The 20789-nt window shown below is 71.8% G+C and carries 22 protein-coding genes; 11 read left to right on the top strand and 11 right to left on the bottom strand.

Going from position 1 to position 20789, the window contains the following annotated elements; translation table 11 throughout:
* Positions 1-223 precede the first annotated feature (223 nt).
* Genes CF165_RS20485 through CF165_RS20475 form a run of 3 tightly spaced genes read right to left on the bottom strand, consistent with a single transcriptional unit; the run spans position 224 to position 1959 of the window.
* The gene (locus CF165_RS20485) at positions 224-541 is read right to left on the bottom strand and encodes an LLM class flavin-dependent oxidoreductase (protein WP_240521684.1); all 318 of its coding nucleotides are present in this window, start codon (positions 539-541) and stop codon (positions 224-226) included.
* A 13-nt stretch (positions 542-554) separates the two neighbouring features.
* Positions 555-1178 carry an NADPH-dependent F420 reductase gene (locus CF165_RS20480; protein WP_093949144.1) on the bottom strand — a complete coding sequence of 208 codons (624 nt, stop codon included), beginning with the start codon at positions 1176-1178 and terminating at the stop codon, positions 555-557.
* 46 nt (positions 1179-1224) lie between these two features.
* The gene (locus CF165_RS20475; RefSeq protein WP_167441523.1) at positions 1225-1959 is read right to left on the bottom strand and encodes an SDR family NAD(P)-dependent oxidoreductase; all 735 of its coding nucleotides are present in this window, start codon (positions 1957-1959) and stop codon (positions 1225-1227) included.
* A 114-nt stretch (positions 1960-2073) separates the two neighbouring features.
* Between CF165_RS20475 and CF165_RS20470 the strand changes: the two genes are divergently transcribed.
* Positions 2074-2676: a TetR/AcrR family transcriptional regulator gene (locus CF165_RS20470; RefSeq protein WP_093949142.1), complete on the top strand. Its 603-nt coding sequence runs from the start codon at positions 2074-2076 to the stop codon at positions 2674-2676.
* On the opposite strand, the gene CF165_RS20465 is transcribed toward CF165_RS20470, so the two are convergent.
* Positions 2662-2943 carry a type 2 periplasmic-binding domain-containing protein gene (locus tag CF165_RS20465; RefSeq protein WP_240521682.1) on the bottom strand — a complete coding sequence of 94 codons (282 nt, stop codon included), beginning with the start codon at positions 2941-2943 and terminating at the stop codon, positions 2662-2664. The genes CF165_RS20470 and CF165_RS20465 overlap by 15 nt on opposite strands.
* Before the next feature lie 104 nt (positions 2944-3047).
* Here CF165_RS20465 and CF165_RS20460 point away from each other — a divergent pair, with 104 nt between their 5' ends.
* On the top strand, positions 3048-3545 hold the full coding sequence (locus CF165_RS20460) for a Rossmann-fold NAD(P)-binding domain-containing protein (protein WP_240521681.1): 498 nt from the start codon (positions 3048-3050) through the stop codon (positions 3543-3545).
* Between the two features lie 110 nt (positions 3546-3655).
* Complete coding sequence (locus CF165_RS20455; protein WP_093949141.1) at positions 3656-7015, top strand: glycosylhydrolase-like jelly roll fold domain-containing protein; 3360 nt, start codon at positions 3656-3658, stop codon at positions 7013-7015.
* Positions 7016-7018: 3 nt separating this feature from the next.
* Here CF165_RS20455 and CF165_RS20450 read toward each other — a convergent pair whose 3' ends face one another.
* Both CF165_RS20450 and CF165_RS20445 read right to left on the bottom strand, forming a co-directional pair.
* The gene (locus tag CF165_RS20450; protein ID WP_093949140.1) at positions 7019-7720 is read right to left on the bottom strand and encodes a TetR/AcrR family transcriptional regulator; all 702 of its coding nucleotides are present in this window, start codon (positions 7718-7720) and stop codon (positions 7019-7021) included.
* 58 nt (positions 7721-7778) lie between these two features.
* Positions 7779-8468: a TetR/AcrR family transcriptional regulator gene (locus CF165_RS20445; protein ID WP_093949139.1), complete on the bottom strand. Its 690-nt coding sequence runs from the start codon at positions 8466-8468 to the stop codon at positions 7779-7781.
* Positions 8469-8576: 108 nt separating this feature from the next.
* Between CF165_RS20445 and CF165_RS20440 the strand changes: the two genes are divergently transcribed.
* Entirely contained in the window at positions 8577-9641 is a 1065-nt protein-coding gene (locus tag CF165_RS20440) for a medium chain dehydrogenase/reductase family protein (protein ID WP_093949138.1), read from the top strand.
* Between the two features lie 124 nt (positions 9642-9765).
* On the top strand, positions 9766-10659 hold the full coding sequence (locus CF165_RS20435; protein WP_093949137.1) for a TIGR01777 family oxidoreductase: 894 nt from the start codon (positions 9766-9768) through the stop codon (positions 10657-10659).
* A gap of 176 nt (positions 10660-10835) precedes the next feature.
* Here the strand turns inward: CF165_RS20435 and CF165_RS20430 are convergent, their stop codons facing one another.
* Positions 10836-11651, bottom strand: coding sequence for an IclR family transcriptional regulator (locus CF165_RS20430; protein WP_093949136.1), 816 nt, complete (start codon positions 11649-11651; stop codon positions 10836-10838).
* 143 nt (positions 11652-11794) lie between these two features.
* Here CF165_RS20430 and CF165_RS20425 point away from each other — a divergent pair, with 143 nt between their 5' ends.
* Genes CF165_RS20425 through CF165_RS20405 form a run of 5 tightly spaced genes read left to right on the top strand, consistent with a single transcriptional unit; the run spans position 11795 to position 16325 of the window.
* On the top strand, positions 11795-12238 hold the full coding sequence (locus tag CF165_RS20425) for a formaldehyde-activating enzyme (protein ID WP_093949135.1): 444 nt from the start codon (positions 11795-11797) through the stop codon (positions 12236-12238).
* Positions 12235-13344 (top strand): mandelate racemase/muconate lactonizing enzyme family protein, encoded by a 1110-nt coding sequence (locus CF165_RS20420; RefSeq protein WP_093949134.1) that lies wholly within the window; start codon positions 12235-12237, stop codon positions 13342-13344. Before CF165_RS20425 ends, CF165_RS20420 begins: the two co-directional genes overlap by 4 nt.
* The gene (locus tag CF165_RS20415; RefSeq protein ID WP_093949133.1) at positions 13332-14822 is read left to right on the top strand and encodes an aldehyde dehydrogenase family protein; all 1491 of its coding nucleotides are present in this window, start codon (positions 13332-13334) and stop codon (positions 14820-14822) included. Before CF165_RS20420 ends, CF165_RS20415 begins: the two co-directional genes overlap by 13 nt.
* 1 nt (position 14823) lies before the next feature.
* A complete protein-coding gene (locus CF165_RS20410; protein WP_093949132.1) occupies positions 14824-15183 on the top strand; it encodes an NAD(P)-binding domain-containing protein in 360 nt (119 codons plus the stop codon).
* An 11-nt stretch (positions 15184-15194) separates the two neighbouring features.
* Positions 15195-16325, top strand: coding sequence for an iron-containing alcohol dehydrogenase family protein (locus CF165_RS20405; protein ID WP_093949131.1), 1131 nt, complete (start codon positions 15195-15197; stop codon positions 16323-16325).
* Here CF165_RS20405 and CF165_RS20400 read toward each other — a convergent pair.
* Positions 16319-16903, bottom strand: a complete 585-nt coding sequence (locus CF165_RS20400) for a TetR/AcrR family transcriptional regulator (RefSeq protein ID WP_093949130.1) — start codon at positions 16901-16903, stop codon at positions 16319-16321. The genes CF165_RS20405 and CF165_RS20400 overlap by 7 nt on opposite strands.
* Before the next feature lie 82 nt (positions 16904-16985).
* On the opposite strand from CF165_RS20400, the gene CF165_RS20395 reads away from it, so the two are divergent.
* A complete protein-coding gene (locus tag CF165_RS20395) occupies positions 16986-17972 on the top strand; it encodes an NADP-dependent oxidoreductase (RefSeq protein WP_093949129.1) in 987 nt (328 codons plus the stop codon).
* On the opposite strand, the gene CF165_RS20390 is transcribed toward CF165_RS20395, so the two are convergent.
* Genes CF165_RS20390 through CF165_RS20380 form a run of 3 tightly spaced genes read right to left on the bottom strand, consistent with a single transcriptional unit; the run spans position 17923 to position 20715 of the window.
* Complete coding sequence (locus tag CF165_RS20390) at positions 17923-18558, bottom strand: TetR/AcrR family transcriptional regulator (RefSeq protein ID WP_093949128.1); 636 nt, start codon at positions 18556-18558, stop codon at positions 17923-17925. The genes CF165_RS20395 and CF165_RS20390 overlap by 50 nt on opposite strands.
* Complete coding sequence (locus CF165_RS20385) at positions 18527-19504, bottom strand: alpha/beta fold hydrolase (protein ID WP_093949127.1); 978 nt, start codon at positions 19502-19504, stop codon at positions 18527-18529. Before CF165_RS20385 ends, CF165_RS20390 begins: the two co-directional genes overlap by 32 nt.
* Entirely contained in the window at positions 19498-20715 is a 1218-nt protein-coding gene (locus CF165_RS20380) for an MFS transporter (RefSeq protein WP_093949126.1), read from the bottom strand. The genes CF165_RS20385 and CF165_RS20380 overlap by 7 nt, the downstream gene beginning before the upstream one ends.
* Positions 20716-20789: the final 74 nt, after the last annotated feature.

Here is a 20789-nt window from a genome sequence, read left to right as displayed (position 1 = left end):
GAACGCCACATTGGGGCGCTCGACCCGAACGCCAAACAACTTGCGACGCGCGACACTAGCCACCGGCGCGGGTTGCTCCGGCTCGCGTCCACCTCCTCCAGACCGAGCGCATCACCGTCCCACGGGAATCATTCCTGCCGAGCCGTCCGCGCGATCAGGATCGCGGCCGGCGTCCTGGGCCGCGGCGGGTCGAGGCGGCCGTCGCTGAGCACGTCGAGGGTGGTCAGCAGCCGGGCGAGGCGAGGTGCGGTGGCTCGTAGTAGAACGTGCTGAGTGTGCTGGCGTTGAGCCGCATTCGGCTGGTCGCCGCCGCCGCGGCGACGGTCCACAGCATCAGCGGATCGAGGTAGCGGGTCATCTGCGGCGGGTACGGCTGCTCTTCGCCCGGATAGGTGCTGTGCATTTCGACGGGCGTGACCAGGCGATCGCCGACCCACAACGTGTCGTAGCCCAGGTCTTCGAGTCCGCGGCAGAACGCACTCAGGCCGGCGGCGCTGCTGATAGCGGGGCCGACGATGGGAATGGCGAAACCAAGCTTCATCGTGAGAACCCTTTCAGCCGGCAAGTTCGGTGACGCCGAGGGCGAAGTCCCAGTTCCCCACGCCGTGGCGGGCGAGGCCCATCGTCAGCACGCCCGCTCCTTCCAGCCAGTACGCCATTTTCAGGTCGCCGACGTCCAGCGGGCGCATCCCGAGGCTCTCGATGAAGGCGGCCACGTCCGCCTTGGCCTGCGCATCGTCGCCGGCGAAGAAGACGGCGGGCCGGCCCTTCTCCAGGACGTGGCGGAAGATCGTGTTGAACCCCTTCACCACGCTGGCATCGGCCGGGGCAACTTTGGCGGCTTCCTGCGCGATCGACGTGTCCTCGCCGTGGGCGAGCCCGTCGGCCGCGGAATTGAAGGGATTGCTGATTTCGACGATGACCTTGCCCGCGAGGGCTTCTCCGTAGTGGGCGACGACCGGAACGACGCGATCGGCCAACAGGGCCACGATGACGATGTCCCCGGCCGGGACGGCACCCCACTCTCCCGTCGTGGCGCTGCCGCCGAGAACCTTGGCCAGCTCGGCGGCTTTGGCCCGGTCGCGGCCCATGACCTCGACGGTGTTGCCGCCCGCCACCGCCAGCGTGCCGATGGTGCGGGCCATGTTCCCGGTGCCGATGATGCTGATGCTGCTCATGAATTGTCCCGTCTTGATCGACGATAGGAAAGGGTGACTGCGCCGCTCAAATCGCCGCGACGCCGCCGTCGACGGCCAGTTCCATCCCGTTCACATAGCTCGAGTCGTCCGAGGCGAGGAACAGCGCGACCGTCGCGATCTCCTCGGGTCGGCCCATCTTTCCCCGCGGGATCTGGGATTCGAACTGCCGCATCGTCTCCTCGTCGAACAATTCCTCCTGTTTCGGCGTGGCGACCTGGCCGGGAGTCAGCACGTTCACCCGGATCCGCCGGTCCTTCAACTCGGCCAGCCACACGCGGGCGTAGGCCTGCTGCACGGCCTTGCTCGCCGCATACACGCTCCACTCGGGATAGCCCTTGAGCGAAGCGTTGGACCCGGTCATGAAGATCGAGCCGCCGTCGTTGAACAGCGGCAGCGCCTTCTGCACCGTGAACAGCGTGCCGCGCGCGTTGAGCCCGAAGGTGGTGTCGAAGTGCTCCTCGGTGATCTCGCCGAGTGCGCGCTGCTCGCCCGTCCCGGCGCTGGTCCACAACACGTCGATCGCGCCCTTTTCCCGCTTGACCGTGTCGAACAACCGGTCCAGGTCCGCCAGGTCGGCCGCGTCGCCTTGCACGCCGGTCACGTTCCGGCCGATCAGCTTGACGGCGTCGTCCACCACTTCCTGCCGCCGGCCAGAGATGAAGACATGCGCTCCTTCGTCGACGAACAGCTGGGCGCCGGCCAACGCCAGGCCACTTGTGCCGCCCGTGATCACCGCGACCTTGCCATCGAGCTTTCCCACGATCACTCCGTTGAGTAGTTATGTACACCGATCTGTGTGCTTAACGTATCGGACGGTCCGCCGGGACGCAAGCTATGTACACCGGTCGGTACCCAACTCGGCTAGACTGGAGGCATGACGGAGTCGGAGAAGGGCCCCCAGGGCCTGCGCCGCGGCAGGGGGGCGCGCGAGCGGATCCTCAGCGCGTCACAACAGCTGTTCCGTGAGCAAGGCATCAACCAGACCGGCATGGACCAGCTCTGCGCGGTGGCCCAGGTGTCGAAGCGCACGGCCTACCAGCACTTCGCCGGCAAAGACGAACTCGTCGCCGAATACCTGCGCCGGTTCGATCCCGACGTCATGCCGGGAGTGTTCGACCGCACCGACCTCACGCCTCGCGAGCGGCTCCTCGCGGCTTTCGACCTGCCCATGACCGTGGCACAGGACGACATCACACCCCTGTGCCCCTTCATCGCGGCGTCCGTCGAAATCCCCGACCCCGACCACCCCGCGCGCCAACGCGCACAGGACTACAAAAAAGCCGTCGCCGCCCGGCTCGCCGAAACCGCACGCGAAGCCGGCGCCACCGACCCCGAACAGCTCGGCGAACAACTGGCGCTGCTCCTCGACGGCGCCTCGGCCCGCAACCGAGCCCTCAACGCCGAAACCTTCCCCACCGCCGCCGCCATCGCCGCCGTCCTCATCGACAACGCCATCCCCGCATCAGCCCGGCGATGAGGGGCCGGCGATGGCATCGCCGCCGAGCTGCCACATTTCGTGATTGCCGCATTCCGCCGTGATCTCGGCCGCCGCCCGAGCCGCGGTGAAGAAGTCGTCGACCACAGGTGAACGGTTTGCCGTCGCCATGGCGAGGCACACCTGGTCCGGCGCCAGATCCGGGACGGGCACGAAGGTGACCTCCGGATGCGTGGAGAAGACGGTCGCCGATCGCGCGAGGAACGAGATGCCGCGGCCGGCGGCGGCGTGCTCGAGCGTTTCGTCCACGCCGCGGACCAGGTATCCGGCGTTGAGGTGCGGGCGCCTGGTGGGCTGCGTGCTCGCGTCGGCGTGCCAAAGCAGCGGTTCGCCTGCCAGGCCGGAAGCCGACCATGATCCGCTGGTCGCCCCGCGCGGCGGCGGTCACCCGGCGGCGGGTCGCGTCGGCCGAGGCCCTGCCCGGCGGCGAAGAGCACACGGGCACCCTGCGGGCTCGCAACATCGTGGAGACCACCGTCGTCGGCCTGGCCGAGCGCGGAGTGCGGTCGTCGATCGTGCGTATCGCCGACATCGCGCACAGCACGACCGATCAAGCCGGCTTCCTCCAGCGGCTGATCGCGCTGGCGAAGGAGAAAGGTGTCGTCGGCTACCCCGGAGACGGCGCCAACCGGTGGAACGCCGTGCACGCCCGCGATGCCGCCGCCGTGTTCCGCTTGGCTTGGGAAAAGGGCCCGGCCGGCAGCTACTGGCACGCGGTCGCGGACGGCGCCATCCCGTTCCGCGACATCGCCGAGGCCATCGGCAGCCGGCTCGGCCTGCCCGTCGTGAGCATCCCCGCCGACGCCGCGCAGCCCGGCCTGCTCGACGGCCACTACTTCCCGGCCGGCTGAGGAATGGCTTCACGAGACAGGTTTACCGCCAATCCTTGACCCCCGTGACCCGCGTCACGTAACTTCCCGACTGTCTTGAATCGTTTCAAGTCGCGTGGGAAGAGGTCACCATGGCCGAGAACGATCCGATGCTCCGTCCGATCGGCGGTGAGTTCGAACTGTCCCGGCGGCGCGTGCTCACGCTCGTTTCCGCAGCGGCCGTCGCCGGGACGGCCGGCGGGTGGCCGATCGCCTACGCCGCGCCCGGTACCGCCGATCCCGCGCGGCGGTTCGCGGACCCGCGCCCGGATTCGCGGCCCACCGTGCTGTGGTTCTGGAACGGCGCCGTCACCACCGCCCTCGTCGCCGCGGGGCTGGCGGATCTTCGGGACAAAGGCATCCACGAGGTGCTGGTGTTCCCGTTCGACACGGCGGCGCTGCGCCCCGCGTTCTTCACCGAGGACTGGTTCGCGCTCATCAAGTTCACCCTGCGCGAGGCCCAGCGGCACGGGATGCACCTGTGGCTGTTCAACGACGACTATTTCCCCAGCGGCCGCGCGGGCGGGCTCGTCGTCGACGGCGGGAAGGTCGGCGACCGGGTCTACCGGCCGCGGCCGGACCTGCGGCTCAAGGGCGTGGGGCACCAGGTGCTGACCGTCGCGGGCGGGGTTCCGGTGTCGCTGGTCAGCCGCGGGCTCTCGGTGTCCGGCGGCCGGCTGCTGGTCGACGCCGGTGCCCGCGACGGCGTGACGCTGCTGCACGACGGCGCGCAATGGCAGGACTACGACGTCGTGGCGAAGGTCCGCGTCGAGCGCGCCACGGCCGGGCTCATGGTGCGCAGTGCCGACGAGGGCAACGGCGTCCTCGCCGACCTGCGCGCGGACGGTGCCGTCGACGTCTGGCAGCAGACCGGCGGCGCGTTCAGCCTGGTCCGCAGCGGATCGCCGGTGCCGGGATTCAACCCGGCCGCGGATCACGAGCTGGTGGTGCGCGTCCGGGGAACGGTGCTGACGGTGTCGCTCGACGGCGCCGCCCAGGCCCCGGCCGAGCTGCGGTACGCCACCGGCCGCGTCGGCGTGCGCGCGGTCGCGAGCCAGCGGTCATCGTGGGACAGCCTGAGTGTGCGCGATCCGGACGGCCGCGTGCTGTATGCGGAGACGTTCGACGACGTGGTCGCGCTCGATGCCTTCGACTTGCCCGCGACCGGCGTCCCGTTGGTCGCCGCGGCCGCCCGGCCGGAGTTTTCGGCCGGCCCCGGCTCGTTGGTGGACCTGACCGCGCAGGCCCGCGCGGGCGGCACGTGGACACCGCCCGCCGGGAGCTGGCGGCTGGACCTGTTCACCGTCCGCCCGTTGAGCACCCCCACCGGCACCGGCCGCGCCTACCTCGACCTGCTCGACGACGAGGCGGTGCGGCTGTTCGTCGACGCCGTGCCGGGGGAGTACCTGCGGCGGTTCCCGTGGGCGGCGGGCTCGGTCCTGCGCGGCTTCGCCGACGACGAGCCTTTCCTCGCCTCGGCCGACGGGCCGTTCGACACCGTGCCCTGGTCGTCCACATTGGACGCGGAACTGCGCCGGGCCGGGGTGGCACCGGGGATCGCGTTGACCGCGGTGCACGACGACCTCGGTGCGGACGGCCTGCGGCTGCGCGGGATCTTCTGGCGCGCGGTGAGCAACCGGTTCGCCGCCGCGTACTACCGGACCCAGGGGCAGTGGATGGCCGAGCACGGCCTGAAGATGATTTCGAACCCGCTGTGGGACGAATACGGGCCAGGGGAGCAGCTGCGCAGCTCCGGCAACCTGAACACCGCCAACCAGTGGGCGCAGGTGCCGGGCACGGACCTGATCTTCGACCACTACCAGCGCGGCTACCACCGCACGCTGTCACGGTGGCCGGCGAGCACCGCGCACCAGCTCGGGCTGGAGCGGGTCTACCTGGAGGCGATGGGCGGCACCGGCTGGCAGGTCACGCCCGCCTTCGTCCGCGAGGTGATCGGCGCGTTCGCGGTGCGCGGCGTGAACCACACGCTGCTGCACGCGCGGTTCAGCGACGAGAACCAGATCGTGTACCCGCCGCCGTTCCAGCCGGTCAACCCGTGGTGGGCGGTGTCGGCGCCGCTGAACGACTGGATCGGCAGGCTGATGGAAGCGTGCCGGATGCCGGCCAAGGCCCGCACCGCGCTGCTCCAGCCGCAACGCGCGACCGAGTCCACACAGGACACTCCGGCGATGGCCGAGCTGGACACCGCGTTCCTCACCGCGGCGCACGCGCTGGAAGACGTCCAGGTCGATTTCGACTTCCTCGACGAAGGAGCGCTCGACGCGGACCCCGCCCTGGTGACGCACGCGCGGCCGGCCGGGCGGCGGCTGGTCGTCGGGCAACAGGCCTACGGGATCGTGGTGGTCCCCCGGACGCCGATCCTCGCACTCGGGTCGGTGCGAACGCTGATCCGGTTCGCCCGTGGCGGAGGCACGGTGATCGTCGTCGGCGAGCCGGGGCGCGAGGCCGGGGGAGACGATGCCGGCCTGCGTGGCGCGCTGGTCGAGCTGTTCTCCGTCCGCTCGGTGGTCCGGGCGGCCGATCCGGTGGCCGCTGCGGCCGCGGCCACCGGCGCGGGAGGTGCGGCGGCGGTGCTGGAGCCACACCACGACGACGTCCGGGTGCTGCGTCTCGAAGGCGACGGCCGTGCGACGTTCGTCGTGCTCAACGAGCGCGCGGACGTCGTGGCGGTGACAGCGACGTTCCCGGTGTCCGGGGTGCCCGAGGTGTGGGATCCCGACACGGGAACCGTGACACCCGCGGGCGTGTGGCGGCGGGTGCGGTCCGGGGGTACCGCCGTGGAGCTGCGGCTCGAGCCGAAAGCGACGCTGCTGGTGGTGTTCCGCGCGGGACGGGAACCCGCGCACGCCGTGTCCGCGTCGGCGCCGGTCGAAAGCGTGCGCGTCGACGCCCGCGCCGCGACCGCCACGGTGCGGGTGGCCGGGCCGGGCGAGGTCACGGTCACCGCGGTCGACGGTGGGTGTTCGTACACCGGCACGGCGGCGGTTTCCGATCCGCTCGCGGTAGTTCCGCTCGGCGGCGGCTGGGCGTTCCACTTCGATCGCGAGGGCGCGCCGGTGGTCACGCGCGCGCTCGGTTCCTGGACAGAGCTGGACCCGGCGTATTCCGGATCTGCCTGGTACGAAAGGGAATTCGTCCTCGACGCGGCGCTCCTGCCCGGCCGGTCGTGGAGCCTCGACCTCGGGGAAGTCCGCGAAGTGGCCGAGATCGAAGTCAACGGGCGGAAAGCCGGATCCCGGCTCTGGTCGCCGTACCGGGTCGACGTGACGGCGGTGGTGCGGCCCGGCCGCAACCGGGTGCGGGTGCGGGTCACCAACACCGGCGCCAACGCGCGCGGCCAGGCGCTCGGCTCCGGGCTGCTCGGCCCCGTCACGCTGCGGCCGGAACGCCTCGTCGACGTCACCCTGGCCCGCTCGGCGTCGAGCTCCTGAAGATCAGGGAGCGGTTGCCGTCAGGGCGGTGAGTGCGTCGTCGATCTCGAGGTCGATCAGCCGCTGCGCCTCGATGGTGCGGTTGTCGAAGATTCCGGTGAGTTCGAGGCTGACGATCCCGTGGATGCGGGTCCAGATCCGGATGGCGGCGGTGGCGGCGCGGGGCGTGGTGTCCGGCCGCTCTTGGGAACGTGCCCAGTGGCGCAGCTGCTCGTCGAGGGCCCGGTCGCCGGTCTTGCTCTCGGCGGGAGCCGTGTCCTGGACGGCGGCCAGCAGGTCGATGAGCAGGGCCATCGCCTGGTCCAGCGGGGTCGGCCCGGCCGCCTGGCCGGGGGCGTCGTCGGCGCGTTCGGCGAAGAGCATCCCGTAGCGGCGCCGGTGGCTGAGTGCCCAGTCGCGGTAGGCGGCGACCACGAGCCGTACCCGCGCGCGCGGTGCCCGCCTGCTGCCCTCGACCGCTTCCCGCATCGCCGTGGCGAGCTGCTGGTAGGACAAGGTGACCAGGTGGGCGATCAGCGCGTCCCGTGACGCGAAGTAGCGGTAGACCGCCGGCGCGGACATCGCCATGCTGCGGGCCAGCGCCGCGATCGTCAGCGCGTGCACGCCGTCGGCGTCGATGATCGCGAACGACGAGTCCTCGATCTCCTGGAACGTCTGGGCCCGCAGACGCTCACGCCGGCTCACCGACGGTGGCTCGTTGCTCATCGTCGCATCGTAATGGGTCGTAGCGATGTGGACGGGGAGGTCGCTCCGCTATGGGGCGTCACGCTGTGGCCCCGTAGCGGGGCCGCAGGGCGTCCAGCATGGCCTCGACTTCGGTCCGGTAGAGCAACGCGGCGTCGACGCCGGTGGCTGCCAAGTGCCGGCCCAGCTCAAGGCTGATCAGGCCGTGCAGCCGGCTCCACCAGATCAGCCCGAAGTGCCGCACCGCGGCCGGGGTCCGGTGCTGGTTGCCTTGCCGGCCGCGGAGCTGCTTGTCCAGTGCGGGCGGGAGTGCCCGGGCGGGCTCGCCGGCTTCGGCCACGACGCCCAGGAACACGTCCATGCACCGCTGCGCGGCGGTCGCGATGCGGTCGGCGGCGTGCTCACGGGCGGAGCCGTAGGTGGTCTCGTACGCGAGGTGGTAGGCGTGCGGCCGGGCCAGTGCCCAGTCGCGGTAGGCGTGGGCGACCGCCGTGACCCGGGACGCGGCGGACACCTTCCGGCCGGCGGCGGCTTCGAGGGCGTCGGCCAGCGTGAGGTGGACGTCGACAGCCAGGTCGGCCAGTAGTTCGTCGCGGCAGGCGAAGTAGCGGTACAGCGCCGGCGCGGACATGGCCATGCTCCGCGCGATCGCGTTGAGCGACACCGTCTCCGCGCCGCTCGCGCACAGCTGGGCCATGGCGGCGGCCTTGATCTCCGCCACGGTCTGGCGCCGGTAGCGCTCGCGCCGGGTCGGCTCCTGCTCGGCCATCGTGGACACCTCATTTCACGCTATGGGTTGACGCAGTATGACATGTCGATGCATAGTTACGACCATTAACTGAGCGACGAGGAGTCGCACTGGACCGAGGAGCCGGCCATGACCGAGACGAGCATCCCCACCGTGACCGCGACCGAAGTGGTGCTGCCGGGCAAGGTCGAACCGTCCGGGCTGCAGGTGGTCCGGCGCTCGCTGCCGGGGCCTGCGGCCGGCCAGGCTCTGGTGCGCGTCGAAGCGACCGCCGTGTCCTTCGCCGAGAGCGCGATGCGCCGGGGCCGCTACTACGGCCAGCCCGCGTTCCCGTTCGTGCCCGGCTACGACCTCGTCGGGGTCGTCGAGTCGGCCGGCCCGGACGTGGACCGCGCGCTGATCGGCAGGCGGTTCGCCGCGCTGACCAAGACCGGCGCCTGGGCCACGGCCGTCCTGCTGCCGGCCGCCGACCTGGTCGAGGTGCCGGAAGGCGTGAGCGCGGAGGAGGCGGAGACGCTGACGGTCAACGGGCTGACGGCCTACCAGATGCTCCACCACGTCGCGAAGGTGCGCGCCGGGCAGACCGTGCTCGTGCTGGGCGTCGCCGGTGGCGTCGGAACCCTGCTGGCCCAGCTCGCCCGCCACACCGGTGCCCGGGTGATCGGCACGGCGAGCCCCCGGCACCACGAGGCGCTACGCGCACTGGGCGTCGAGCCGGTCGACTACCGGGATCCCGACGTCTCCGCCCGGGTCCGCGAACTGGCTCCCGATGGCGTGGACGCGGTGTTCGACCACCTCGGCGGGGCGAGCATCTCCCGCTCCTACCGGTTGCTCACCAAGACCGGAACCCTGGTCTGCTACAGCATCGCGAGCAAGCTCGACGACCGGACACCCGTGTTGCTCAGCTTCCTGAACGTGCTGACGAAGCTGGCGTTCTGGAACTCCCTGCCCACCCGCAAGCACGCGAGCTTCTTCGACGTGTGGTCGGGCGCGGGCAAGCCGGATTCGGCGAAGCGCGAGGCGTTCCGCACCCGGATCCGCACGGACCTCACCCACGTCTTCGGTCTCCTGCGCGACGGGGTGCTGACGGCGAAGATCGCCGCCCGCTATCCGCTGACCGAGGTGGCGGCGGCCATGGAACTCTCCGAGTCCTCCGCGCGAACCGCCTTGGGAAAGATCGTGCTGGTGCCGTAAGCGGATTTGCCGCACTCGCTGATGACTGGGGCGTTCGTCGCCCAGGGTCTGTTGCTCGCCTGCGCCGTCCTGCTCGGCGCTCGCGCGAAGAGCCTTTCCCCTCTGCTCCAAGGAGTCCGGCACCGTGAAGATCACCATCACCGGCGCGTCCGGTCTCATCGGCGGCAAGCTCGCCGCCCGCCTCCGGGAGCGCGGCGACGAGGTGACCGTGCTTTCCCGCTCCGCGAGCACCGACCGCTCGACGTGGCAGTGGGACCCGCTCACCGGACCCGCCCCGCTCGGCGCGCTCGCCGGCCGGGACGCCGTGGTGCACCTGGCCGGCGAACCCCTCGGCCGGCGGCTGACCGACGAGGTCAAGGACCGCGTCCGGCGCTCGCGCGTGACCGGCACCCGCAACCTGGTCGAAGGCCTGCGTGCCACCGCGGAAGCGGACCGGCCCCGGGTCCTCGTCTCCAGCTCGGGTGTCTCCTACTACGGTCCGCGCGGCGTCGAGGAGATCACCGAGGACGCGCCGCCGGGTACCACGTTCCTGGCCAAGGTTTCCCTCCAATGGGAGGACGAAGCGGCCAGGGCGGCCGGGTTCGGTGTCCGGGTGGTGCGGATGCGCACCGGTGTCGTTCTCGATGCCGCGGGCGGCACGCTGAAATCGCTGCTCGCGACCTACCGGATCGGGCTGGGCGGCCCGATCGCGGGAGGTGCGTTCGTCGTGCCGTGGATTCACGTCGACGACATCGTCGGCCTGTACGTCAAGGCGATCGACGACCCGTCGTGGCGCGGCGCCTACAACGGCACCGCTCCCGAACCTGTCACCCAGCGGGCGTTCTCCAAGGCGCTGGGCCGGGCGCTGCACCGCCCCGCCGTCCTGCCGACGCCGGGCTTCGCCCTCAGGATGGCGCTCGGCGAGATGGCGGGCATGGTCACCACCGGCCAGCGCGCCGTGCCCCGCCGCGCGCTCGAGGGCGGCTACCACTACACGCACCCGCGGCTGGACGCGGCGCTGGCCGCCGCATTGCGCTGATCCGGCCCGTAGCGAGCACGGCTGCCAAGAACCTCAGGAGGTGAGGAAGTCCAGGAGCGGCCGGTCGACCTCAGGCAACTCGGGCGGCTCGAGGCACCGCACGCCTTCCGGTCCTGACCTTCGGCGCGAAGCCAGCCGGAGGGTGGTCGCGCAACGCTGGTTGCGCTCCGGGCAGCTCAGGTGAGGCGGGCGGCAGGCGGTGGCTTGGGACGGGCTTCCCAGCCGAGGTGGGCGGACACCTTCGCCGCCGCCTTCGCGGTGACCCGGCCCGCGGTGTCGAGGCGTTCGCCGAGCCGTTCGGCGGGGGCGGAGATGTTCAGCGCCGCGACGACCCGGCCGCGGAAGTCGCGGATCGGCGCCGAGACCCCGACCAGGCCTTCCTCGAACTCCTCGCGGACCCGGGCGTAGCCGTCCCGGCGGGCCTGCTGGATCTTCGCCCACAGTTCGGGCAGTGAGTGCACTTCGGACAGTGGCCGGTCGTCGGCCAGGGCCGGGAAACGGACGTAAAGCTCGTCGGGGGTGGCGTCGAGCAGCAGGACTCGGCCGGCCGACGTGCAGTGGGCCGGCACTCCGCGCCCCTCCCAGCCGTGCACGCGGAAGGAGTGCCCGGACACCGACAGCAGCGTGAGCACCTCCTGGTCGCGCAGGACGCAGAGGTGGCTGGTTTCCTCGAGCTCCGCCGACAGCTCCCGCATCACCGGCTCGGCGGTCCGGGCCAGCCGGTCCTCGACCGTCCGGGCGACCAAGGAGAACAGCCGCCAGCCCAGCCGGTAGCCCAGGGTGTCCGGGTCGCGTTCGACGATGCCTTCCTCGGCGAGGGCCTTGAGGGCCCGCGAGACCTGGCTCTTCTCCCGGCCGGTGAGCTGGGCGAGACGGACGACACCCAGTTCGCCGGCGCGCTGCGCCTCGGGGGAGGCGAGCGCCTCCAGCAGGTCCAGGTCACGGCGGAGGCCGTGCCCCTGGTGCCGGGCCGCGTCGTCCGGGAGTGTCATGTCCCCGAAATTAGCAACCGTCCGCGAGAGCGCGAGTTGGCGCCAGCGCAACCCGCGTTGCAATGTCCGGCCCGATCTTGCCCGCGGTTTCCGCCCGCTCCTACCGTCGATCGCACCGCACCCCCCATCGACCTGGAGCACCCATGACTTTCGCGTCCACCGCACTCATCGGCGAGGCCTTCGTCGGCGAGGGCGCCAACGCCGCCCACACGAACATCGTGCTGGGCCGCCGGGGCGGTCCGGTGGAGACGGCGTGGGCGACCGCGCCGGCGACGCCGAGCGCGGGTCACGTGCCCTTCGTGACCGTGCTGCGCCCGTCCGTGCCGGTGCAGCCGCCGACGTTGTTCGTGCCCAAGGCCGCGGCCGGGACCGACCTGCACCAGCGGGCCACCTGGGGCGCCGCGCAGGCCGGGCTCGCCCAGGGCGTGGCCGACGCCGTCGAGGCCGGGGACCTGCCCCCGGCCGCGGTGCTGGGCACGCCGCACGTCGCCGACGTCCTCGACGCCGCCCGGGCCGGCGCGGCCAACCCCTTCTACACGCCCCCGAGGGAAGTGCTGGACCGCACCGAGCCGGCGGTGGCCCGATGAAGATCACCGCCATCACCCTCGACCGGCTGCGGCTGGAGCTGGACCCGCCGCTCGCCGCCGCCTGGGACCCGGAACCGCGGCGGCACTTCGACGCCACGATCGTGCGGGTGCACACCGACGACGGGATCACCGGCATCGGCTCCGGCGACACCATGGCCGGCTTCGAGGCGGTCGAGCACCTGTTCCTGGGCGAAGACCCCCTGGATATCTTCCGGCACGTCAGGGCCATTGAGACCGCCAACTTCCACGGCGGGCGCTACTGGCCGCTCGAAGCCGCGCTCTGGGACGTCATCGGCCAGGTCGCGGGCCTGCCGGTGGCGACGCTGTTCGGCAACTCCGCTCGCTCGTTGCCCGCGTATGCCTCTTCGGCCGAGCTGAAGCCGCCGGCCGAACGCGTGGAGACGGCCCTGCGGGCCCGCGAAGCCGGGTTTCGCGCGATGAAGATCCGGATCGACCGCGATCGCGTGAACGAGGGCGTCGCCACCGTGGCCGCGGTCCGTGACGCCCTCGGCCCGGACTTCGCCATCATGGTCGACCTCAACCAGTCCTGGCGGATGGCCGGCGACACCGCACCCGCATCGGACCTGGCGAAGACCCGCAAGCTGGTGCGCCGGCTGGCCGAGCTGGACGTGTTCTGGGTCGAAGAACCATTGCCGTATAACGACATAGACGGCTTCACAACGCTCCGCGCGGAAAACCCCGGCGTGCGGATCGCGGCGGGGGAGATGCACCACTCCGTGCCGGAGCTGCTGCGCTACCTCGAAGAGGACGTGCTCGACGTCTACCAGATGGACGTGGTGCTGGCGGTCGGCATGCACCGCGCCCGGACGCTGGCCGAGCTCGCCCAGCTCAAGCACCGCGCGTTCACCCCGCACAGCTGGACCAACGGCATCGGCGTGCTGGCCAACCTGCACGTCTCGGCCGGGGTCGGTGGCGGCCCGTTCTTCGAATTCCCTTGGGACCCGCCCGGGTGGACCCCCGAACGCCGCGACTTCATGCTGGCCGAGCCGCTGATGATCAACACGGACGGCGAACTCGAGGTGCCGCGGCGCCCGGGCCTGGGCGTCCAACTCGACGAAAAGGCGGTGCAGCGGTGGCGGATCTGACCCACCAGGACTGGCTCGCGGCGGCGGTGCGGCTGACGCCCGAGACCCGGCCGTTCATCGGCGGCCGGTACGTGGAGTCCACTTCGGACGAAACGTTCCCGAGTGTTTCTCCCCGCGACGGCCGCGTGCTCGCGCAGATCCCGGCGGGCAGCGCCGAGGACGTCGACCGTGCCGTGCGGGCGGCGCGCGAGTCCTTCGAGGACGGACGCTGGCGAGACCTGCCGCCGCGGGAGCGCAAGCGGATCCTGCTGCGCTGGGCCGACGCGATCACCGCCTGCGCCGCGGAGCTGGCCCTGCTCGACACCCTCGAAATGGGCAAGCCGATCAGCGAGGCCCACCGCGTCGACGTCGCCAAGACCGCCGAGACGATCGCCTGGTACGCCGAGACGATCGACAAGACCTACGACGAGCTCGCGCCGACGCCGGGTGACGCGCTGGCGTGGATCACGCGCGAGCCCCTCGGCGTCGTCGGCGCGGTCGTGCCGTGGAACTACGCCCTGCTCATCGCGTCCTGGAAGCTCGGCCCGGCACTGGCCACCGGCAACTCGGTGGTGCTCAAGCCCGCCGAGCAGACGTCACTGGCCGCGCTGCTGCTGGCCCGGCTGGCGAGCGAGGCCGGACTGCCGGACGGCGTGCTCAACGTCGTCCCCGGCCGCGGCGAAGTCGTCGGGCAGGCCCTCGGCCGGCATCCCGGCGTGGACAAGATCGCCTTCACCGGCTCCGCCGAAGTCGCCCGGCTGTTCCAGGTCTACGCCGGGGAGTCCAACGGCAAGCAGGTCGCGGTCGAGGCCGGCGGCAAGTCGCCGCAGCTGATCCTGCCGGACGCGGACCTGTCCGCCGCGGCGTCGGCGGTGGCGTGGGGAATCTTCTACAACGCCGGACAGACGTGCAACGCGGGCTCTCGGGTGATCGTGCCCGCCGCGCTGAAGGACGATCTGCTCGCCGAACTCGTGAAGACCACCGGAGAGACGTTCCGGCCCGGCGACCCGCTCGACCCGGCGACCGCGTTCGGCCCGCTCGTCGACGAGGTCCAGCTCGGCCGCGTCCTGGGCTACCTCGACACCGCCCGCGCCGAAGGCGGGAAGATCGTCCTCGGCGGCGGCCACGACGGCCTGGCGCTGGAACCGACCATTGTGGACGATGTCCGGCCCGGAACGACGATCGAGCGCGAAGAGGTCTTCGGCCCGGTGCTGTCCGTGCTGACTTACGACGGTTCGCCGGAGGAAGGTATCCGGCTGGCCAACGACACGGACTTCGGCCTGGTCGCGTCGGTTTGGACCCGTGACGTCACGACGGCCCACCGGGTCGCGAAGCGGCTGCGCGCCGGCACGGTGTGGATCAACACCTTCGACGCCAGTGACGTGATCACGCCGTTCGGCGGCTTCAAGGCCACGGGTGCGGGCCGCGACAAGTCGTTGCACGCCCTCGACGCCTACACCGCCCTCAAGACCACCTGGCTCAACCTTCCGGAGACGTGACATGAAGATCGGTTTCATCGGCCTCGGCAACATGGGCCGCCCGATGGCCCGGCACCTGATCCTGGCCGTCCACGACGTCACCGTGCACGACGTCCGCGCCGAGGCGGGGCTGGACCACCTCAACCCGGGCGCCCGGTGGGTGGACAGCCCCGCCGGCCCGGCGGCGTCGAACTTCCTCGAGAACGACGTGCTGTCCGTGCTGGCGGACGGCGACTACGACGACTCGTTCGCGATGGTGCTGGCGTGCAAGGACCTCGGCCTGGCCGTCGACCTCGCCGGGGAAATGAGCCCGGTCCGCCTCTGCGAAACGTGGGCGGGCCAGGACTTCCGGCTGTCGCTGCCCACCGTCCCGGCCGTCTGAGGGAGACCAGCATGCGCCTGTCCGTCGAGCCGACCGGCCGCACCGAATACGGTCCCGGCGTCCTCGCCGAGCTGCCCGGCTTCGTCGACAGCCTGGGCCACAGCCGGGTCTTCGTGGTCACCGACCGGGGGCTGCGGGCCACGGGGATCGTCGAGCGCGTCGAGAAGATCCTGGCCGTCGCGGGGATCGAGCACGCGGTTCACGAGGACATCGGCCCGAACCCGTCAACGGCGGAACTCGACCGCGGCGCCGCACGGCTGCGCGCGTTCGGCACCGCGACCGTGCTCGCCCTCGGCGGCGGCTCGGCACTGGACGCCGCGAAGGGCATCTCCCTGCTCGCCGGGAACCCGGGCGCCGCTGCCGCGGACGCGGACCGGTTGTGGGACGCCTCTGATGGGCTGCCGCTGATCGCCGTCCCGACGACGGCAGGCACCGGTGCGGAAACCAACGGGTTCGGCGTCACCGAAGACGTCTGCGCGCGCCGGAAGGTCTACATCGGACATCCCTCGGTCAAGCCGCGGATCGCCGTGCTGGACCCGGAGCTCACCCTCGGGCTGCCCGCCCGGATCACCGCCGCGACCGGCCTGGACGCCTTGGTCCACGGGATCGAATCGCTGGCCTCGCGGGGATCCACACCGTTCTCGGCGGCCTACGCCGCACAGGCGGCCGGCCTGGTCGGACGGTGGCTGCCGGTCGCCTACCGCGACGGCGACGACCTGGAGGCGCGGTCCGGGCTGATGCTCGGCGCGCACCTGGCCGGGCACGCCCTCACGTTGTCCGGTCTCGGCCTGGTCCACGGCATCGGCCACGCGCTGACCGCGCACACAGGCACACCGCACGGTGTCGCCCTGGCCGCGGTGCTGGAGGAGGTCATGGTGTTCAGCGCGGCGGCCGCGACGGAGGCGTACGAGGCGACGGCTCGCGCGCTGCACGTCACACCGCCTTGGCCCGGCGCGGCGATCGAGGCGGTCCGGGAGATCTCGGACGCGATCGAGATCAAGCGGCCGTTGCGCGAACTCGGCGTCACCCGCGAGGACGTCCCGGGGATAGCGGCGGACGCGGTCGCCGACGCCGTCACCGAGAACGCTCCGCGCCTGCCGTCGGAAGCGGAGGTCACCGAACTGCTTCGTTCGGTCTACTGACAGCTCGACGGTGTGGGCCGGAGGCCGTCCATCAGGAGGTTCAGCAGGCGACCGGCCTTGGCTTCGTGCTCGGGCCGGGGGGCGACGGTGAAGATGCCGATGAGGGCGGCGGCGATGTCTTCGGCGGTCACGTCGGAGCGGAGGTCGCCCGCCGCCCGGCCGGCGTCGAGGATCGTGCTGATGGCGGCCAGCAGCTCGGTCCGGGTCTGCGCGTGGGCGATCTCGCCGGACTCGATCATCGCGAGCAGCGTGTCGAGCATGCCGTTCTTGGTCGCGATCCAGTCCCCGAACAAGTCCATCCAGCGCCGCATCGCCGCGGCCGGGGCGAGCCGGCCGAGCAGTTCGCGGGCTCCGGTGGTCAGCCGCACGACCTGGTCCCGGTAGACCGCGTCGACCAGTGACTCGCGGGTCGGGAAGTGCCGGTAGAGCGTGGCGATGCCGACCCCGGCTTCGCGGGCGATCGCGCGCATCGACGGCTCGTCGTCGGCCGAGCCGAACACGCGGGTCGCCACCGCGAGCAGCTGGTCGCGGTTGCGGGCCGCGTCCGCCCGCGGCGGGCGCCTCTCTGTCTCGGTCAAAGCGGAACACGCTCCGGTTGTGTTAGGGTCATCAGGTAAGCGGAGCATAGTCCGTTTCGATGCGGCAAGGAGACACGCGTCCATGCAGGAACTGAGGAGCAGGGCCGTCCGGCTCGAGGCGTTCGGCGGCCCGGACGCCCTGGACGTCCGGGAGATTCCGGCACCCCAGGCCGGCCCGGGCCAGGTCCGGGTGCGGGTCACCGCGGCCGGACTGAACCCGATGGACTGGATCATGACCGCCGACGCGGACACCGCCGCCCGGTTCGGCTTGAGCCTCCCGGCGGGGTTCGGGACCGACTACGCGGGAGTGGTCGACCAGGTCGGTGCCGGGGTGACCGGCTTCGCGCCGGGCGACCGGGTGTTCGGGGGTGCCCTGTCCCGCGCGGTCGCCGGCTTCGTGGTGGTCGACGCCGCGGGGGAGACCGCGGCGAACGAGGTCCACCACACGCCCGACGGCGTCGACGACCGCACGGCCGCCACCCTCACGGTCGCGGGTCGCACGGCGTCCGCCGCCCTCGCCGCGGTGGGCCCCGGCCCGGGGGACACGGTGCTGATCGGCGGCGCGGCGGGCGGGGTCGGGGTGTTCGCCGTCCAGCTGGCCCGGATCGCCGGAGCGCGCGTGATCGGGACGGGGTCGGCGGCCTCGGCCGATCACCTGCGTGATCTGGGAGCCGAGCCGGTCGCCTACGGCGACGGCCTGGCCGACCGGGTCCGAGCCCTCGCTCCCGGCGGCGTCACCGCTGCCATGGACCTGTACGGGGTGGAGACAGTGCACGTCGCAAGGGAACTCGGCGTCCCGGACAGCCGCATCTGCAGCATCGCCGCGCAGGTCGACGGCGTGACGGGGGCCAACGGAGCGAACGCTGCTGCCGGTGCCCTGGAAGAGATCGCCCGCCTGGTCGCGACGGGCCGGCTGCGGGTGCCGATCGCGGCGAGCTTCCCGATCGAGCAGATCCGCCGCGCGGCCGAGCTCCAGGCCGGCCGGCACGTGCGGGGCAAGGTCGTCATCGACCTCCAGCTCAGGTCCGCCGCGACGACCGCGAGGTCTCGGTCGACTTCGGCGTCGTGACGGCCAGCCGGTCGGCGACCGCCTGTACCCCCGCCGCGGCGAGGGAGCGCAGGTCGGCCGCCGGGGCGCCGGTGCGGCTGAGGACGACGATGGCGTGCTGGACGCCGACCACGAGCAGCGCCAGGCTGTCGAGTTCGGCCGGTTCGTGGTCGGCGGATGCCGCGTCCAGTGCCCGGCGGACTCGTCCGCGCTGCGCGGTCACGGCCCGGTTGACCGCTTTCCGTGACTCCGGCGAAAGGGTGGGCAGCTGCGTGGCCGACTGCACGACGAGACACCCGGCCGGCACCTCGGGGTCGGCGATCCGGTCGAGCACCACGTCGAGGTAGGCGCCGACGGCGGCGACGGGGTCACCGGCGTGGGCGTCCACGGTCGCTTCGTAGCGGTGCTCGTAGAGCGCGGCATACCGTTCGAGCGACCGGCGGAACAGGTCGTCCTTGGCCCCGAAAGCGCCGTACAGGGAGCCGCGGCCCAGCCCGGTGGCCCGGCCGAGGGTGTCGAGCGAGGTCTCGGCGTAGCCGAGCTCCCAGAACACGCGCATCGCCCGGTCGAGGGCTTCATCGACGTCGAACTGCTTGCGCCCGGACACGCTCGCTCCTTCCGCCGTCCGCCCAGGGGGCGAGAAACTCACTCAGGGCGGCGAGCATCGCCTCGGGTGCTTCCTCGGCAGGATAGTGGCCGCAGCCGGGCAGCACGACGCCGCGGACGTCCGTGGCGGCCGGGATCATCGTCTGCTCGACCAGCGGACCGGTCGAGCGTTCGCCGGCGATGGCGAGGATCGGCAGATCGAGACGGTTCTTCACGCGCTCGGCGTTCTGCGCGACGGTGTCGCCGATCGCGCGGTAGCAGCCGAAGCTGGCGTGCAGCGCCCGGGGATCACGGCGGATCGAGTCGACGTAGTGCTCGATCGCGGGTTCGGCCAGCGGCCGGGCGGACTTGTGGGTGAACTGCCAGCGGAGGAAGACGTCCTCGCGGCCGGCGACGAGCTGTTCGTTGAGGTCGTCGAGCTGGTTGAACGTGAAGTGCCAGAGGCGCTCGACGACGTCGCGGGGCGCGAAGATCGGCGGAGAGGGGCTGAGGCCGGGAATCAGGGCTTCGGCGAGCACCAGCCGCTCCACCCGGCCGGGGTGGTCGGCGGCCATGGCGTACCCGATCCACATCCCCACGTCGTGCCCGGCCACGGCGAACCGTTCGTGGCCCAGCGCTTCCATCAGCCCGGTCAGGTCGGCGGCCAGGGTGGCGGTGTCGTAGCCGTCGCCGGGTTTGCCCGAGAGACCGGTTCCGCGTGGATCGGCGGCGACGACGGTGAAGTCGCGAGCGAGCGCGGGCATCAGCAGCCGCCACGCGTACCACGTCTGCGGCCAGCCGGGGATCAGGAGCAGTGGCGGGCCGTCGCCGCCGACGACCGCGTGCAGCCTCAGCTCGCCGACCGTGATCCACCGGCTGGTGAACACCTCGTCGAAACCGGCGGGCAGGCCGGGGGTGCCGTTCGCGGTACCGGGACCGACGGGTGTGGTGTGCTCGGTCGTCAGCATGAGAGTTCCTTCCTGTGGTGCACGGCGGGGACGAAGATGATGCCGATCAGCGCGGCGGCGAGGATGGACGTCGCGACGTTCGCGTCGAAGGCCTGGTCCAGGCCGCCGATCACGAGGGCCGGGACGACGTTGCCGGCGTAGGCGGCGAGGAAGTACGTGGCGTTGAGGTCGGCCCGGCGCTGCGGATCGGCCAGTTCGGCGGTCACGCCCAGCCCGCGGCGGAAGGTCAGCCCGCTGCCGGCGCCGGCCAGGACCGTGCCCGCCACGAAGACGGCCAGCGAGCGCAGCCAGAGCCCGGCGACGAGCAGCCCGACACCGGCGACCAGCGCGCTGACGGCGAACCAACGGGACTCGAGCCAGCGACGGGGAGCGGACAGCTGGGCGGTCAGGGCGGCCAGGAACAGCAGGGAGACCACTCCGCCGACCACCGCCTGTCCGGACACCCGCAGCGTGTCGTGCAGGAAGCTCGGTACCAGCGAAGCGAAGAGGGCGTTGACGGCGAAGGCGGCGAACACGCCGGCCGCGGCGGTGGCGAACTCCCTCCGGCCGGCGGACTCGGCGGGGACGGTCGGACGCCGCACGGCCACCCGCGCCGGCTGCCGGTCGGCGACGGTCTCGGGAGCGACGGCCACGGCGATGAACGCCGGGACCAGAGCGCTCAGGTAGAGCCAGAAGACCAGGTGGGCCGGGGCGGGCGCGAACTGGGCGAGCAGACCCGCGGCGAGCGGGCCGAGGCCGAGCCCGCCGAGGTTGACCGCGGTGGCGGTGATCGTGGCGCGACGCGCGTTTCCCGGTCCGGCCAGCTCGGCCAGCCATGCGGTCGCGGTCGCCGTGACGACACCGGTGGCCAAGCCGCTGAGAATCCGGGCCACCAGGAGGACCACGACATTGCCGGCCAGCAGGAAGGTGACGGTGCTGAGGGCGACCACGGTCAGGGCGGCGAGGGCGAGGGGCCGTCGTCCGGACCGATCGGACAGGCCGGCGAACAGCAGCAACGAGATCACCACGCCCACGGCGTAGACGGCGAAGATCAGCGTCGTGGTGAACGGGCCGAAGCCCATGCCGGCCGACCAGAACGCGTACAGCGGGACCGGCAGCGTCCCGCCCAGCATGGCCAGTGCGTACACCGCGGCCACCGACCAGAACGCTTTCGTGGCACGGCCGCGCGTCCGAGGTGGAAGCCGGTTGGGCGTCCCGTCGATGAGCTCCATGAGCCTGACCGTAAACCATCATGGATCGATCGGTCCAGGATTGATGGACCGATCGATCCAAGATAGTGACGCGC

Source organism: Amycolatopsis vastitatis (assembly GCF_002234595.1).
Taxonomy (GTDB): domain Bacteria; phylum Actinomycetota; class Actinomycetes; order Mycobacteriales; family Pseudonocardiaceae; genus Amycolatopsis; species Amycolatopsis vastitatis.
The sequence above is the reverse complement of the archived record's forward strand: the minus strand, read 5'-3'. Positions and strand labels throughout refer to the sequence as shown.